The sequence below is a fragment of the Phytoactinopolyspora halophila genome (genome assembly GCF_003287285.1).
GTDB lineage: Bacteria > Actinomycetota > Actinomycetes > Jiangellales > Jiangellaceae > Phytoactinopolyspora_A > Phytoactinopolyspora_A halophila.
In genome coordinates this window covers 132039-146566 of sequence record NZ_QMIG01000001.1, presented here as the reverse complement: position 1 = coordinate 146566, position 14528 = coordinate 132039, and the positions used below count along the sequence as shown (strand labels likewise).

Annotated in this window: 18 protein-coding genes; 8 read left to right on the top strand and 10 right to left on the bottom strand. The window is 65.2% G+C overall.

Annotated elements, in window-relative coordinates:
* The first annotated feature begins 113 nt into the window (after positions 1–113).
* Positions 114–1238: a fatty acid desaturase family protein gene (locus tag DPM12_RS00675; protein WP_112256239.1), complete on the top strand. Its 1125-nt coding sequence runs from the start codon at positions 114–116 to the stop codon at positions 1236–1238.
* Between the two features lie 30 nt (positions 1239–1268).
* Positions 1269–1523: a DUF3039 domain-containing protein gene (locus DPM12_RS00670; protein ID WP_112256237.1), complete on the top strand. Its 255-nt coding sequence runs from the start codon at positions 1269–1271 to the stop codon at positions 1521–1523.
* Positions 1524–1568: 45 nt separating this feature from the next.
* Here DPM12_RS00670 and dhaM read toward each other — a convergent pair whose 3' ends face one another.
* Genes dhaM through dhaK form a run of 3 tightly spaced genes read right to left on the bottom strand, consistent with a single transcriptional unit; the run spans position 1569 to position 3576 of the window.
* A complete protein-coding gene (gene dhaM / locus DPM12_RS00665) occupies positions 1569–1961 on the bottom strand; it encodes a dihydroxyacetone kinase phosphoryl donor subunit DhaM (protein ID WP_112256235.1) in 393 nt (130 codons plus the stop codon).
* Positions 1958–2584: a dihydroxyacetone kinase subunit DhaL gene (gene dhaL, locus DPM12_RS00660; protein ID WP_211658152.1), complete on the bottom strand. Its 627-nt coding sequence runs from the start codon at positions 2582–2584 to the stop codon at positions 1958–1960. The genes dhaM and dhaL overlap by 4 nt, the downstream gene beginning before the upstream one ends.
* A 2-nt stretch (positions 2585–2586) precedes the next feature.
* Positions 2587–3576, bottom strand: coding sequence for a dihydroxyacetone kinase subunit DhaK (gene dhaK / locus DPM12_RS00655; protein ID WP_112256233.1), 990 nt, complete (start codon positions 3574–3576; stop codon positions 2587–2589).
* 236 nt (positions 3577–3812) lie between these two features.
* Here dhaK and DPM12_RS00650 point away from each other — a divergent pair, with 236 nt between their 5' ends.
* Together DPM12_RS00650 and DPM12_RS00645 are read left to right on the top strand one after the other, a co-directional pair.
* The gene (locus tag DPM12_RS00650; protein ID WP_112256231.1) at positions 3813–4370 is read left to right on the top strand and encodes an RNA polymerase sigma factor; all 558 of its coding nucleotides are present in this window, start codon (positions 3813–3815) and stop codon (positions 4368–4370) included.
* Between the two features lie 2 nt (positions 4371–4372).
* Entirely contained in the window at positions 4373–5020 is a 648-nt protein-coding gene (locus DPM12_RS00645; RefSeq protein WP_123788379.1) for a hypothetical protein, read from the top strand.
* Positions 5021–5080: 60 nt separating this feature from the next.
* Here DPM12_RS00645 and DPM12_RS00640 read toward each other — a convergent pair whose 3' ends face one another.
* Both DPM12_RS00640 and DPM12_RS00635 read right to left on the bottom strand, forming a co-directional pair.
* Positions 5081–5635 (bottom strand): hypothetical protein, encoded by a 555-nt coding sequence (locus DPM12_RS00640; protein ID WP_112256227.1) that lies wholly within the window; start codon positions 5633–5635, stop codon positions 5081–5083.
* Positions 5636–5713: 78 nt separating this feature from the next.
* A complete protein-coding gene (locus tag DPM12_RS00635; RefSeq protein WP_245951168.1) occupies positions 5714–6199 on the bottom strand; it encodes an Lrp/AsnC family transcriptional regulator in 486 nt (161 codons plus the stop codon).
* A gap of 159 nt (positions 6200–6358) precedes the next feature.
* Here DPM12_RS00635 and hppD point away from each other — a divergent pair, with 159 nt between their 5' ends.
* From hppD to DPM12_RS00620, 3 genes are all read left to right on the top strand, one after another.
* Positions 6359–7576, top strand: a complete 1218-nt coding sequence (hppD, locus tag DPM12_RS00630) for a 4-hydroxyphenylpyruvate dioxygenase (protein ID WP_211658151.1) — start codon at positions 6359–6361, stop codon at positions 7574–7576.
* A 179-nt stretch (positions 7577–7755) separates the two neighbouring features.
* Positions 7756–8160 (top strand): ArsR/SmtB family transcription factor, encoded by a 405-nt coding sequence (locus DPM12_RS00625; RefSeq protein ID WP_112256653.1) that lies wholly within the window; start codon positions 7756–7758, stop codon positions 8158–8160.
* A gap of 71 nt (positions 8161–8231) precedes the next feature.
* Entirely contained in the window at positions 8232–9092 is an 861-nt protein-coding gene (locus tag DPM12_RS00620) for a cation diffusion facilitator family transporter (protein ID WP_211658147.1), read from the top strand.
* Between the two features lie 38 nt (positions 9093–9130).
* Here DPM12_RS00620 and DPM12_RS23000 read toward each other — a convergent pair whose 3' ends face one another.
* Together DPM12_RS23000 and DPM12_RS00610 are read right to left on the bottom strand one after the other, a co-directional pair.
* Positions 9131–9529 carry a hypothetical protein gene (locus DPM12_RS23000; RefSeq protein ID WP_158542640.1) on the bottom strand — a complete coding sequence of 133 codons (399 nt, stop codon included), beginning with the start codon at positions 9527–9529 and terminating at the stop codon, positions 9131–9133.
* Positions 9530–9774: 245 nt separating this feature from the next.
* A complete protein-coding gene (locus tag DPM12_RS00610) occupies positions 9775–10164 on the bottom strand; it encodes a hypothetical protein (RefSeq protein WP_112256218.1) in 390 nt (129 codons plus the stop codon).
* A 219-nt stretch (positions 10165–10383) separates the two neighbouring features.
* On the opposite strand from DPM12_RS00610, the gene DPM12_RS00605 reads away from it, so the two are divergent.
* Positions 10384–11277: a hypothetical protein gene (locus tag DPM12_RS00605; protein ID WP_112256216.1), complete on the top strand. Its 894-nt coding sequence runs from the start codon at positions 10384–10386 to the stop codon at positions 11275–11277.
* 104 nt (positions 11278–11381) lie between these two features.
* On the opposite strand, the gene DPM12_RS00600 is transcribed toward DPM12_RS00605, so the two are convergent.
* From DPM12_RS00600 to DPM12_RS00590, 3 genes are all read right to left on the bottom strand, one after another.
* Positions 11382–12560 (bottom strand): hypothetical protein, encoded by a 1179-nt coding sequence (locus DPM12_RS00600; protein WP_112256214.1) that lies wholly within the window; start codon positions 12558–12560, stop codon positions 11382–11384.
* 132 nt (positions 12561–12692) lie between these two features.
* Positions 12693–13583, bottom strand: coding sequence for an ABC-2 transporter permease (locus DPM12_RS00595; protein WP_112256212.1), 891 nt, complete (start codon positions 13581–13583; stop codon positions 12693–12695).
* A gap of 3 nt (positions 13584–13586) precedes the next feature.
* A complete protein-coding gene (locus tag DPM12_RS00590) occupies positions 13587–14489 on the bottom strand; it encodes an ABC transporter ATP-binding protein (protein ID WP_112256210.1) in 903 nt (300 codons plus the stop codon).
* Positions 14490–14528 lie beyond the last annotated feature (39 nt).

Sequence of the window (14528 nt, the reverse complement as noted above, 5' to 3'; positions counted from 1 at the left end):
ATGCAGCACATCCCCTCGTGACGCAAGTGCCGTAGTTTCCTGCGCCTGGCAAGCAGGTCTCTTGACATTCAGCGTTCGAAGGATTGTTTCGAGCGATCAAAGGTGAACTTCACATGACCACCTCGCATGCCGATTCGCACGGGTATGTGGAATCTCAGCCAGCCCACGAAACACGCGCCAGCTCGGCGGCGGGCACCCGGCAGGAACGCCACGTTAGCGCGTACGCCGAGCTCTCCCGACGAGTACGATCTCTTGGCTTGCTCGAACGACGTTACGGGTACTACTGGACCATGATCATTGGGACCGTGCTCGGATTCGCTGCGATCTGGGTGGGTTTCGGATTCCTCGGTAACTCGTGGTTCCAGCTTCTGCTCGCTGCCGCCCTAGGAGTGATTCTCGCCCAGTTCGGCTTCCTCGGGCACGACGCCGCGCACCGGCAGATCTTCGCGTCCCACCGGTGGAACGCATGGACTTCACGCGTGATATCGGGCCTGTTCACCGGTCTGAGCTATGGGTGGTGGATGTCCAAGCACAACCGGCATCATGGCAATCCCAACAAGGAGGGCGCCGACCCGGACATCAATCCGGGGGCATTCGCTTTCACCCCCTCTGCGGCGCAGAGCAGGGGCAGCCTCGGGTCCAAATTGACGAGCCGGCAGGGGTACTACTTCTTTCCCCTGCTCCTGCTCGAGGGATTGGCCCTGCACGTCGCCAGTATCCAGACGTTGTTCCAGCGCAAAAACATGACACATCGCTGGTGGGAGGCGTCGTTCATCACCCTCCGGCTCGGCGGGTACCTGGCGGTACTCTTCATCTTCCTTCCTGCGGGTAAGGCCGCCGCCTTTTTGGGCATCCAGATGGCGCTGTTCGGCCTGTGCCTGGGTGCCTCGTTCGCGACTAACCACATCGGCATGCGTATCGTCGGGCACGACGAGAAGGTCGATTTCCTGCAGCGTCAGGTGCTGACGTCCCGCAACATCCGGGGTGGTTGGTTCATGGATATCGCGATGGGTGGCTTGAACCGTCAGATCGAGCACCACCTCTTCCCGAACATGGCCCGTCCCAATCTTCGCCGGGTCCGCCACATCGTCCGTGCGCACTGCGCGGAGCATGGCATCCGATACACAGAGGTGGGCCTGTTCGAGGCATTCGGAAACGTCGTGGCGTATCTCAATCGGGTGGGACTCGCCGCCCGGGATCCGTTCCAGTGTCCGCTGGCGAATCAGCTTCGCACGTGACCGCATCGGAGGATGCGTAGACTGGGAAGGGTGAACACGCAGATGAGCCCTGGAACCGAAACCATCGAGGAACCGCGCACCGACACGCGTCCCGAAGATGGTGATCGTGAGCGGTTCTCGCACTACGTGCCCAAGGACAAGCTGGCCGAGGCGATGATCAACGGCACGCCAGTGATCGCGCTGTGTGGCAAGGTCTGGGTGCCCAGCAGGGATCCGGAGAAGTACCCGGTCTGCCCCGCGTGCAAGGAGAAGTGGGAAAAGATGCGCCCAGGTGACGACGACTGACCGTCCCCCGGAGGTGGCGGCCCAACGAGGGACGGGCTCGCCACCTCACAGCTTGCGCATGCTCCACGCTTCTTCCGCACTTCGGGCGACCGATTCCAGCTCGGCACCGGTCGATGCCAGGACAGCTGCTGCCACCGTGCCCTCCACGAAGGGGGCGTCGGCGAGGCGCAGCTGGGGCTCGCCGTCCTCGAGGTCCTCGAGCAGCGTCTTGGCAGTGAGGACGGAGCTGCCCATGTCCATGAGGACCACGACGCCGCGGCCGGCGTCCGCGTCCGCGATGGCGTTGCGGATCACGTCGATGCTCGTGCCGACCTCGCCGTCCGCAGTTCCACCGGCCGGTGCTATCGACACCCCGGGTCCGGCGAGCGTACGAGCCATTTCGACGGTGGCCGACGCGAGCGCGGGGCTGTGCGAGACCAGGACGATTCCCACGCTCATGGGGCCGTCACATCGGCGAGTGCGCGGATGATGAGCGCGGTGGACGCGGCGCCGGGATCCTCGTGGCCGATGCTGCGTTCACCGAGGTAGCTGGCGCGTCCCTTGCGTGCTTGTAACGGTATCGTCGCCGCAGCTCCACGTTCGGCGGCCTCGGCCGCGGCCGAGGCGGCGGCGTGGAGGTCACCGCCCTGTCCGGACGTCTCCTGGAATGCCGCGACTGCCGGAGCCAGGGCGTCGACGATCGTCTTCTCTTCCTGGGTGGCGCCCCCGAGTTCCTCGATACTTCGCAACATGGCTTCGAGCGCGCGGGCGACCGCCTGGACGTCGACCTCATCGCCCAGTTCCTTGCCGGCCCGCCGGAAGCCGGTCCCGTAGAGCGGCCCCGACGCGCCGCCGGTCTTGCTGATCAGCTCTCGTCCGGTCGAGTTGAGGACCTTGCCGGCGTCCTCCGGCTCCTGCTCCTCCAGCGACGCCACCGCGGCGGCCACACCCCGCTGCATATTGGCGCCGTGGTCGCCGTCGCCGATGGTGGCGTCCAGGTCGGTTAGGCGTTGCTCGTTGGCATGGATGAGCTCGGCAACGCGGACGATCCACGCGCGCGCCGTTGTCGCGTCCAGATTCACGATCAGACCCCCCACCGCAGCGCCGGCGTACTGACAGGTGCATCCCACAGCCGTCTGAGCTCGTCGGTGAGCGATGTGACGGTGATCGAGAACCCGGCCTGATCGAGGCTGGTGATGTAGTTGCCGACCAGGCTGCGGACCATGGCGGCGCCGTGGCCGCCGAGCCATGCGCTGGCCTCGGCGAACGCGCCGTAGAGTTCGATCAATGGCGTGGCCCCCTGGCCGTTCAGGATGAGGAGAACCTCGTCGGAGATCGAGAGATCGGCGTGAATGGCGTCCAGGGCATATGACACCAGGTCGCGAGCAGGGCCGAACGTGCCGCGCTCCCGTCCGGGCTCGCCGTGAATGCCGACCCCGAGCTCGACCTCGTCGTCAGCGAGCTCGAATCCGGGCCTGCCAGCGGAGGGCACGGTGCCGGCGTGCAGTGCGATTCCGAAGGAGCGCGAGCGCTCGTTCACCTCGGTGGCGATCCGAGCCACCGTTTCCAGGTCTGCGCCCTCCTCCGCTGCAGCGCCGGCAACCTTCTCGGCCACGATCGTCGCGCCCGTGCCGCGTCGTCCCGCCGTGTGGGTGGAATCCTCGACGGCGACGTCGTCGTTCATGATCACCGACACGACGTCGATGCCCTCGTCCTCCGCGAGCTCCGCGGCCATCTGGAAGTTGAGCACATCTCCGGTGTAGTTCTTCACGATATGAAGCACGCCTCGGTCAGCGTTCGCAGCCTTCGTGGCGGCGATGATCTGGTCGGGTACCGGCGACGTGTAGATCTCGCCGGGCACGGCGGCGTCGAGCATGCCATGGCCGACGTACCCGCCGTGCAGCGGCTCGTGTCCCGAACCTCCACCGGAGACCAGCCCGACCTTGTCGCTCGCGCGTTGAGCACGGGAGATGACGCGGTTCTCGACATCGACAGTCAGGCCGGGATGCGCTGCGGACATGCCGCGCAGGGCGTCGGTAATGACCGTGTCCGGGGAGTTGATCAGCTTCTTCATGGACGCTCCACCTCGAGGTCTCGACGACGGGTGTGGGGAACGGCTGCTGTCGCCTGGCATCAGCACGTACCGCACACCTTACGCCTTGCCCCTGAAGAAGATCGGCTCCGGACACAACCGACGAGCGGCCGTCAGACGTCCTCCTCGTGACAGTGCGACGCCGACCGTGCGACGGGGTGAGGCGAGATCGTGGAAGGCAGCGAATGCGAGCAGGAGTGCGTTGACGGGCGGTGTCCATGCGGGAGGAGCTGAAGGAGTCGTTCACCGAGCTGGTGGCGGCTGAACTTACCCGATTGCGCCGGTTTGCCTACGGCATCTGCGGGGAATGGCAGCGCGCCGACGACGTGGTGCAAGCCGCCCTGGAGCGGTTGTATGTTGCCTGGCCCCGGGTGCACGACGCGCACGATCCGGGTGCCTACGCGCGAACCGTCGTGGCGCGGCAGGCCATCGACGAGACCCGGCGGCCGTGGCGGAGATGGGAACGAACCAGGGACTCCGTGCCGGAGCGTGCCGCTCGCCCGGACGCTGCTGACGCCGTTGCCGGTGCTGCCGACCGGCTCGACCTGGCGCAGGCGTTGCGCGGATTGAGCGCGAAGCAGCGGGCCATCGTCGTGCTGCGCTTCGTGGAGGATCGCCCGGTGGGTGAGGTTGCCCAGATCTTGCGCATCGCCCCTGGCACGGTAAAGCGCCAATCCCACGATGCCCTCACCCGCCTTCGGCAGACACTGACCTCGAACGACGACGCCGGACCCGGCGAATCCGCATCCGGACGGCATGCGGAAGGAGTGGAATGATCATGAATGACGTGATCGAGAAGCTGCGAGCTGCAGATGACCGTACAGCCCCTCCAGAAGCGCTCGACGTCGCCGACGTGGTGCGCCGCGGCGAGGCCCGCCTCCGGCGGCGGACGCGGCTGTGGCTGGGTGGCGTTCTGGTCGCGGTCGCCATCGTGGCCGGTGCCGGATCGTGGGTGTGGCCGACGGCTCCGGACGACAGTGCGGCTCCGGAGGACACTGCGGTCGCCGATCGCGGCGATGTGGAACCGGGCGAGTACATGAGCGTCTTCGACGAGCCGCAGCAGCCGAGTGACGAGCTGCCGGACGAGATCCGCGACAGTGAAAGGTTCGCCGCGTTCGATGATGATCTGGTTGCCGAGACCGTGCGGGCCGTCGGGGAGTCCGACGATGCCCGATTCTGGGCGGGCATCACCGAGGACAGAAACGTCTGCCTGATCGTGGATGTGGTCGAGGGCGATTGGATCATGGGGTGCACAGGGGTGGAGGCTCTCGGTATGCGCGGCGGCCCCGCCCTGTACCAGACGTATCGGGCGTCGGCCGCAATATTGGTCGCCGATGGGTACACGCCACCCGTGGTGGAAGAGGAAGGGTGGACCTTCATCTCGCCCAACGTCGCCGTCGGCGCTCCACTCGGGTCGCGTGACTGATCACGGCGATATGTCGAGGTGTCCACCCGGCATCAGCGCGCGATCGGAGAGGACCGGAGATCAGCCGATGGTGACGGTCACGACCTCGGAGACGAGGGACTCGTCGTCGACGCCGACCATGCGGAAGCGGTTCTCTCCCTCGCGGCTCGACAGGGCGGTGCCGCTGAACCCTCCGTCCGGGCCGGTCGAGCGGGGGTCTACGGGAAAGTCTTCCCATTCCCCGCCATCCACGCTGCGCTGGAGTTGCAGCCTGACCCCTTCCTCTCCGGACTCGATCCGTCCTTCGTAAGCGACTTCCTCGTCCGGTGAGATCGACGTCTTCTCGAAGTTCAGCGAGATCTCCGAGTCTTGTTCCTCGTCTTCGTTCTCGGCGTCCCCGTCCTCGGCGCCCTCGTTCTCGACGTCCTCGTCTGTGCCGTCGTCGTTGCCGTCACCGGTGTCGCTGCCATCGTTGCCAGTGCCGTCCTGCGAGCCCGTCTCGGCAGACGTGCCGGGTGCGGCGTTGGCGCCCCCTTCTCCCGACTGCGTGCCGAGGTAGGCACCGCCGGCAAAGCCGATGATCGCCGCCAGAATGAGGAACGCGGCCAGTGTGCCGCCCGAAGTTCGTCTGGACACTTCACACATTCAACACCGACCTACCCCGGTTGTGACAACCAGGGTCCGTACTTCGGGAAGCGGCCGCCGCGGGCGTCGTCATCGGCCGCTGGAACGGATCAGTGGCAACACGCGAGGCCCGACGACGGTGGACAGGGCGATGACGGTGGACGTTCGGACGATGTCGGCGTCTCCCACGAGATCGTCGATGACGCGTTGCAGGTCGTCATTGTCCCGAGCAACGATTCGGCAAACGAGATCCGCCTGGCCGGTGATGGTGTGCACCTCCAGCACCTCTGGGATGCGGTCGAGATGGGTGGCAACGGATTCGCGCGCTCCCTGCCGGATGTCCAGGAAGGCGAAAGCGGTGATCTGGTAACCGAGCGCGTGCGGGTCGATGGTGGGGGCGAACGACCGGATGACGCCGGACGCCGTGAGCTTGTCCAGCCGGGACTGCACAGTGGCACGCGCCACGCCGAGCCGTCGTGAAGCTTCGAGGACACCCACCCGAGGCTCGTGGGTGAACAGTTCGATGATCCGGGCGTCGAGCGGGTCGATCATGGAGGCCTCTTCGTGGCTAGACATATTGCTTAGTTCGTCTCCGACTATTGTGCCCAGAATGTGCATCATGTTCAGCTGTTTGCGGGACACTTGCGCACCTCACATCGCCACGGCACAGTCCAGGCCATGAGGCCGTGCACGGACTGATCGTGCGCAGACCGACGGACGACGCTGGAGGCTCCCATGATGACCACTGATCATTCGCCCCGGGCATTGACGCCGGAGGAACGTGCGGCTGAACTCGATCTTGAACAGATGAAACAGCTCGTCGGATTGGTCGAGTACGACGAGAGCAACGACCCGTTCCCGGTGACGGCCATGGATGCGGTGGTCTTCGCCGTCGGCAATGCTACCCAGGCGGCACACTTCTACCAGTCGGCCATGGGTATGGAGTTGGTGGCGTACTCCGGCCCGGAGACCGGCAACCGCGACCACAAGGCTTTCGTCCTGCGCAGTGGATCAGCCAGGTTCGTGCTCAAGGGCGGGGTCTCGCCCAGCAGCCCGCTGCTGGATCATCACCGGGAGCACGGAGACGGCGTGGTGGATCTCGCGCTGGAGGTGCGTGACGTCGACGCCTGCATCGAACATGCCCGCAACCAGGGTGCGACGATTCTCGAAGAGCCGCACGACGTGTCCGACGAGAACGGCACGGTACGCATGGCGGCCATCGCGACCTACGGCGTCACGCGGCATACGCTGGTGGATCGGTCTTGCTATGCTGGCCCGTACCTTCCCGGTTACGTTCCCCGGACGTCGACGTACGTCAAGCGCGAGGGCGCGCCCAAGCGGTTGTTCCAGGCGATCGATCACTGTGTGGGCAACGTCGAACTCGGGCAGATGGATTACTGGGTCGACTGGTACCGCAAGGTCATGGGCTTCGCGAACATGGCCGAGTTCGTTGGCGATGACATTTCCACCGAGTACTCGGCGCTGATGTCGAAGGTGGTGTCCAATGGCAATCACCGGGTGAAGTTCCCGCTCAACGAGCCCGCGCTCGGCCGGAAGAGGTCGCAGATCGACGAGTATCTCGAGTACTACGGTTCACCCGGGTGCCAGCACATCGCGCTTGCGACCAATGACATCCTGCGCACCGTCGACGCGATGCGTGCCGAAGGCGTGGACTTCTTGGCGACGCCGAATGCGTATTACGACGATCCCGAGCTTCGGGCCCGGATCGGTGAGGTGCGCGTTCCCATCGAGGAGTTGAAGAAGCGCGGCATCCTGGTGGATCGCGACGAGGACGGCTACCTGTTGCAGATCTTCACCAAACCGATCGGTGATCGCCCGACGATGTTCTTCGAACTGATCGAACGGCACGGGTCACTCGGGTTCGGCAAGGGGAATTTCAAGGCGCTCTTCGAGTCGATCGAACGCGAGCAGGAGCGGCGCGGCAACCTGTAGACCCCCGGTTCGGCCAGGGGATGCGGGTGGCCGGGTGCGAAGCGGCGCTCACTGAGTGGCGGGCAGGGCCGTGAGTGTGGTGTGAATTCATCGTTATGAAGCGCTATCATCGTCACATGACGATGAATAAGCTGTTCGCGGACGCCGTGCCAGGGGAGAGTGTCACGGGCGATCCGCCGATGGTGGATCCGGTCGAGGCGAGGCCCCGTGCGGCGCATCATGCTGCGGTGTTGCTGTTTCACAGCTTGTCCGACTCGGCACGCCTGGAGATCATCAAGCTCCTGTCCGACCGTGAACGGCGAGTCGTCGACCTGACCGACGAACTGGGCCTGGCGCAATCGACAGTTTCGGCGCACCTGGCGTGCCTGCGTTCGGCTGGGCTCGTCGAGGCTCACCCACATGGCCGGTCGACGTACTACGCGGTAGCTGTACCGGAGCTATGGGAGTTGCTGGCGACGGCGGAGACGGTGCTGGCAGCGACCGGTTCGCCGGTCTCCCTGTGCCCGGAGCATCACCGTGCGGGACCTGTCGGTGGCTGCGAGCCAACTCGAAGCGCCGAGGAGACGTCTGTGAGGGCGCACTGATGGGAGGTGGCCACGGGCACACGCACGGTGCTCCAGCCTCGGGCACCGCAGCATATGCCTATCGCAAACGCATGGCATTGGTGCTGGGAATCATCGCGTCCATCATGCTGGCGCAGGCAGTCGGGGCGTGGCTCTCCGGCTCCATGGCTCTCCTCGCCGATGCCGCACACAGTCTCACCGACGCGACGGGTGTCGCCGTCGCATTGCTTGCCACCTTCATTGCAGCCCGGCCAGCCAACACCAAGCGAACTTTCGGGCTGCAACGGGTGGAGATCCTCGGGGCGATGACGAATGCCCTAGTGGTGGGCATCGTTGCTGTGCTCGTCGTGATCGGTGGATTTCAGCGCCTGTTCGAACCCGGCGAGATCCACGGCGGGCTGATGCTCGGCACGGCCGTTGTCGGATTGACAGGCAATGCGGTGTCGCTGGCCGTCCTGCGTCGCGGGCAGAAGGAGAGCCTGAACGTGCGTGGCGCCTATCTCGAAGTGCTGGGCGACATGCTCGGCTCGCTTGCCGTTGTGGTGGCGGCGCTGGTGATCCTGGCGACCGGGTTCGTCCGGGCGGATGCAATCGCATCGATCGCGATCGGTGTGATGATCTTGCCTCGGGCCTGGATGCTGCTCCGTGACGTTCTGAACGTGCTCTTGGAGGCAACACCGAAGGGCGTCGATCTGGAGGAAGTGCGCCAGCACATGGTCGAACTTCCCGGCGTCGTCGAAGTGCACGATCTGCATGCGTGGACGATCACCAGCGGCGTTCCGGTGCTGTCGGCTCACATCGTGGTCGACGAGGTCAGGCTGGCCGAGTGCGGGAACGAGTCGATCCTCGACGGCCTGCACGAATGTCTCGCCGGCCATTTCGACATCGAACACAGCACGTTCCAAGTCGAGCCGCGGGGTCACGTCCACCACGAGTTCGCGCGGCACGACTGACCCAGATCACGATGCGTGCCGCGTTACGGGCTCGCTCGTCAGCTGGCGTCAGGATCTGAAGCGGGGCGCAACAAGTCCAGGACCTCGCCGAGCTTCGCGTTCATGCCGTCTAGGCGTTGGTCGACGCCGTCGAAGCGTTGGTCGACGCCGTCGAAGCGTTGGTCGACGCCGTCGAGGCGTTGGTCGACGCCGTCGAGGCGTTGGTCGACGCCGTCGAGGCGCTGGTCGACGCTGTCGAGGCGCTGGTCGATTCCGTCGAGCCGTTGATCAACCCCATTGAGACGCTCACCGAGACCTTCGACATTGGTGCTTAACGTCTCGAGTTGAGCTGAATGTTGTTGCTGCGTGCTTGTGATCGTGCCGAGCATCTCGTAGATCTCGTGGACATCGTGATCGAGTTGGCGGACCTTCCGCTCCATCTCCGTTCGCGGCTTCATGGCCGCAAGCCTACGGGCGGGTGGATGGCTCGTCGACGGGCACTTCTCAATTTGTGGATAACTCGCATTTTCGCACTTCAGGGGCGCAAATGCGGTGCGGTGGTCCCCAGACGACGAAGCCCCGGCACGCGGACCGTCCCACCCGTACTGGTGGTCGTCGATGTGCCGGGGCTCGGAGTCTCGCTGCCGGGCAAACTCAGGGCAGTGGCATCGTCGTCGAAACTCGTCGACGGCGTGCTAGATGACTAGTTGAGCGATACATCACAGTTGTCTTGGACATGCTCCTCGACGTTCGTACCGGCTTGCTCGAGCTCATCGAGGTTCTCCAATGGACCCATCGAATCCGGGTCTTCCATGTCGGCGTCTTCCGGATCGAAGTTCGCCAGTTTGTCCATCGCATCAGCAACCGTGTTCCAGTCCTCGGCGATGTCATCGGGCGCGGCATCAGCGATGGCACGGGTCTCTTCGGCCATGTCGACGGCAGCATCCTGATCGGCCATGTCCTCCATGGAGCTGGCGTTTGCCTCGTACTCTTCGATCAGGTCGCAGTACTCGTCGCCGCCGCCACAGGCCGTGAGCGACAGTGCCAGTGCCGTGGAACCCAGCAGGACAGTGATCTTCTTCGTGCGGCTCATGTGCATGAACTCCCAATGTTGCAATGTTGATGAAACTAAGAAAGCGGTCGCGGACCGCACAATATGTCGCCGGACGGTCTACGACCGCGGCTAACTATGCCAGACGCTGTTATGCGAATGCTACGGAGGCCGTTGCTCTGTGTCCTGCTGCTCTGGGAGAAAGATCGGCTAGGGTCGATCTTGCCCAAATCGACTCGAAATCAATCAGGAAGAGGACACGTGCGTGACATCACGGGGTATTTCTCGTCCGCGGTTCTGGTGCTCGTGCTGGCTGCCTGTGATGACGATCCTGCGGTCAGCGCCGACGACTGTGCTGGCCCTCCAGAAGTGACGGTCACCGAACCCGGCGCCGAGCCACACGAGATCATGGAGCACTCGCCAACAGCTGGAGACACCGCCACACTCGACATGCGGACGACAACGGAGATCTCGGCCGAGGTGGACGGCGATCGGGTTCCGGCCAGCCCGGTTCCACCGATGCTGCTGGGAATGGAGCTGACCGTTGACGAGGTCGGTGACGACGAGATCGCGATGTCATTCGTCTATGACTATGGGGAAACCCCGGGCGGCGATCCGGCGGTGCAACGTGTACTCGATTCGCTGGTCGGTGTCTCCGGTTCGGTCACGACCACGCGCAGCGGCGCGTTCGTCGACGGTGGAATCGATGAGGGAGACCTGGACCCGGCCATGTCCGAGATGGTCGATCAGCTCGAACAGCAGCTGGCCCAGTTGACTATCCCGCTGCCGGCCGAGCCGGTCGGCGTCGGCGCCGCGTGGGAAGCGGCGAGCTCGGTGGAGATCGATGGGGTCACCACGTGCAACTTCACCACGTACCGGCTGGCCGAGTTCGATGGTGACGACTACGAACTTGAGGTCGGCATCGACCAGCAGATCGTCCCGGCCACCGTCCAGGAAGGATCTGCCTCGGTCGAGATCATCGAGGGTGAGGGACACGGTACGGGTCGCAACGGTGGCAGCCTGAGCCTGCCCATTGCCGTGTCGGGCACCAGCGAGGCCACGACGCGGATGCGGATGAACGTGGAACAAGGTGGAACGGAGCAGGAGCAGGAGCTGACCGTCGACGTCGAACTCGAGATCTCACCGCGCGAATAGGCTGTTCACGGCGTATCGGGCGGCACGAGGGTCGCCCCGTGGTGTCGCCCGATACGCCGGTTGTGCGAAGGCGGGTCCGGACGCCGATGGCCGGGAACGCGCGTCTACCAGGAGGATTCTCGGGAAGCGTAGACGTAGCGCTTGTCTGGGTACTCGGTCTGTGACCAGATCTCGCCGTGGTGTGACCAGTACGTCACGTCTTCCGGTCCGATCGGAACCGCTCCGGTGTATTCGGTGGCCCAATTGCCGGGCCGCCAGGTGAAGACATCGCCACGGGTCGAGCTGCCGTTGCTGCGGTGGATGTGGAACTTGCCGTTGACCGATACGGCGCCTTGCATGCTGCGGATGCCCACCTCGTAGGCCCAGTCGCCGCGGGCGTAGCCGTCGGAGTCCTCGGCGATGTGGTGCGTGTCCTCGTTCAGGTTGAATCGGACTATGCGGGTGTCGGTGCCGGGGTAGCCGTACTCGCTGGTGACGAGGCTGTGCGGGCTGGTCGTGCGGTCGAGTGACGTCTGCGAGTACCGGAACCGGTCCGCGCCGCCCGTCGTGCTGGGCACGTAGTGGGCCTCCTGGGGGAGTACGTACAGGTAGTTGTGGGCGTGATAGCTGCCGTCAGGCTGGCGGCCGATCGCCGAACCGTCACCGGTGGATACCCGCATCAGGTCGGTCATGTTGAACACGCGCAGCCCGTTGAACGTGTTGTTCACGTAGAGCTGGTCGCCATACCAGGAGATGCCGCCCGCGTGCGCGTTCACCCGTCGGAACGACGGCTCGCCGTTCTGCCACTCGGGCTCGACCAGCAAGACGTGCCGGTAGTCGGGAGTGGACCGGTCGGACATGTCGACGAACGATATCCGCACACCCATGTCCCGGCCGCTCTCCTTGTCGTACCAGGAGCTGAGCAAGGCTTCCCGGCCTTCCCACTCACCTGAGGCGGTGGCGTCCCCGGTGGTCGTGATGCCTTGTGGCATCCAGTAGTCGACCGAGCTGTCTCCGGAGTTCCAGCAGAACGACGCGGTGCGGTGCCGGACCTGGGGATAGCACGCCCGCGCCGTGCGGTTGGCGGAGTCGAGGACCTGGGAGACGGATACGGTGCCCAGCTCGTCTCGTAGTCCGTCGAGCAGGTCCGGATCGGTGTCGGCGCGTTCCAGGCGGAAGTTCGACGGATCCGGCTGCGCGTGTGCCTTCCCTGCGGGGACCGTGACGAGCGCGGTGACCAGGGCGGTGACCGCGATCGCGACGGCGATGACGTAGTGGCGGGAGAAGGAGTGTGCGTGTGCCATGCGGACATCCCTTCGTCGATGGGTATCGGCGAGGCTGCCGCAAAATTTCCTGTTTGTAAAGGTCTAGACCTCATCTTTTCTTGGCAGGTGAGCGCGATGAGCCAAGAGTGGCGGTATGCGGCGCCGCAGTTCTCATGTCACATCGCGGCGGACGGCGACCCAGGTTGCGAGGGCGGCGAAGACCACGAGATAGATGCCGAGCAATGCGGCAGCAGGCCCACCGTCGAGGATGGTCAGCACGCCGGGAGTCCCGTCACCGTCGCCCATCGCTGACGCACCCATGGCACCCGCGAGGGAGCCTGCGGCGGTGCCCGGAAGCACGTCGGTGACGACCTCCAGCTGTTGCAGCACGTTGGCCACCCCACGCAGCAAGTTCTCCACCGCGAGTGCCCATACCAGGCCGAGTCCGACGGCAAGGGCGGGACTACGTGTCAGGGTGCCCACGAAGATCCCGGCGGCTGCCCACATGCCACTGATCAGTAGCCCGCCGCCGAACGTCCGGACGACATCGAGTGCGGACGGCCATATCAGCGGTTCGGATTCCAGCACGGTGATCGTCGTCGCCGCTGCGAACTCGAGCAGCATCGTGACCACCATGATGCCCACGACGGCGATGGCGACCGCGGTGAGCGCGCCGCCGAACGCGGAAGCCCGGGACGGTCCCTGGGTGAAAACCGTCTTCCAGGTTCCCCAGCTGTACCCGCTACCGGCCGTGAGAGCGCCGAGGATCATCATGATCGCTCCGCCGAACATGGGAAGGCCCGACAGCGCGGTCTCGGGGATGGCGGCGGGCAGCAGATCGGCGAGCAGGAGTTCGGGAGGCACGCCCTCGTTGATCGTCGAGCTGCCGCCCGTCCGGTAGCCGATGTAGTCGAAGACATACCCGAAGAGCAGGGTGAGGAGCAGCCAGACGGCGATCAACACCCACAGGGCGGGCCACTTGCGCAGCCGCAGCAGTTCGGCTCGGGTGCTGGCCACGAATGACGTTCCGGGCCTGTGCTGAACGGCGAGTGTAGAGGTCACGGTTCACAACTCCTTGGTCGTGGTGATCTCGAAGAACACGTCTTCGAGGGAGCGTTCCAGGGTGCGGATCTCGTGGACGTCGGCGTCGGCCTCGACGAGCGCGCGCACGATGTCGGGAGCGGCGGTGGCGTCGACGTCGAGGCGCAGACCGCCGCCGTCGATGAGCTGGGCGGCGTCATCGCCGGCGACGCGCATCGCGACGGCGAGCGCGACGTCGACGGGCTCGGCGCGCACGAACAGCGAGCTCGTGCCACGGATCTCGGCGACCGTGCTCTCCGTGATCAGGCTGCCGTCCGAGATCACTCCCACCCGGTCGCAGATCGCCTGGACCTCGCTGAGCAGGTGGCTCGACAGCAGGACGGTCTGCCCCCGTGCGGACAGGTCGAGGATCAGCCGCCGCATCTCCACCACCCCCGCGGGGTCCAGCCCGTTGGTCGGCTCGTCGAGTACCAGCAGCTCGGGATCCCCGAGCAACGCCGCTCCCACCCCGAGGCGCTGTTTCATGCCCTGCGAGTACGAGCGAAACGGGTCGTTGCCGCGAGTTTTGAGATCGACGCGTTCCAGCGCCGCATCGACAGCCTCCTCGGTGGCGCCGTTGTAGCGGGCCATGACCCGCAGGTTGTCCCGCCCGGACAGGTAGGGATAGAACCCCGGACCTTCGATGAGCGCTCCCGTGCGGGCGGTCGCTCCCGGTCTGCCGGGTGCGTGCCCGAGAACGGCGGCGCTGCCGCTGGTCGGCCGGATCAGGCCGAGGAGCATGCGCAGCGTGGTCGTCTTGCCGGCGCCGTTCGGTCCGAGGAAGCCATAGACTTCGCCCCGGCGGACGGTGAGGCTGACACCGTCGACGGCGACGTGTGTCCCATACTTCTTGGTCAAGTGGTCGGTGACCACGATGGTTTCGTCCATGCCGGCATCCTTTCCGCTGTCTGCCTGCGCACACATCGG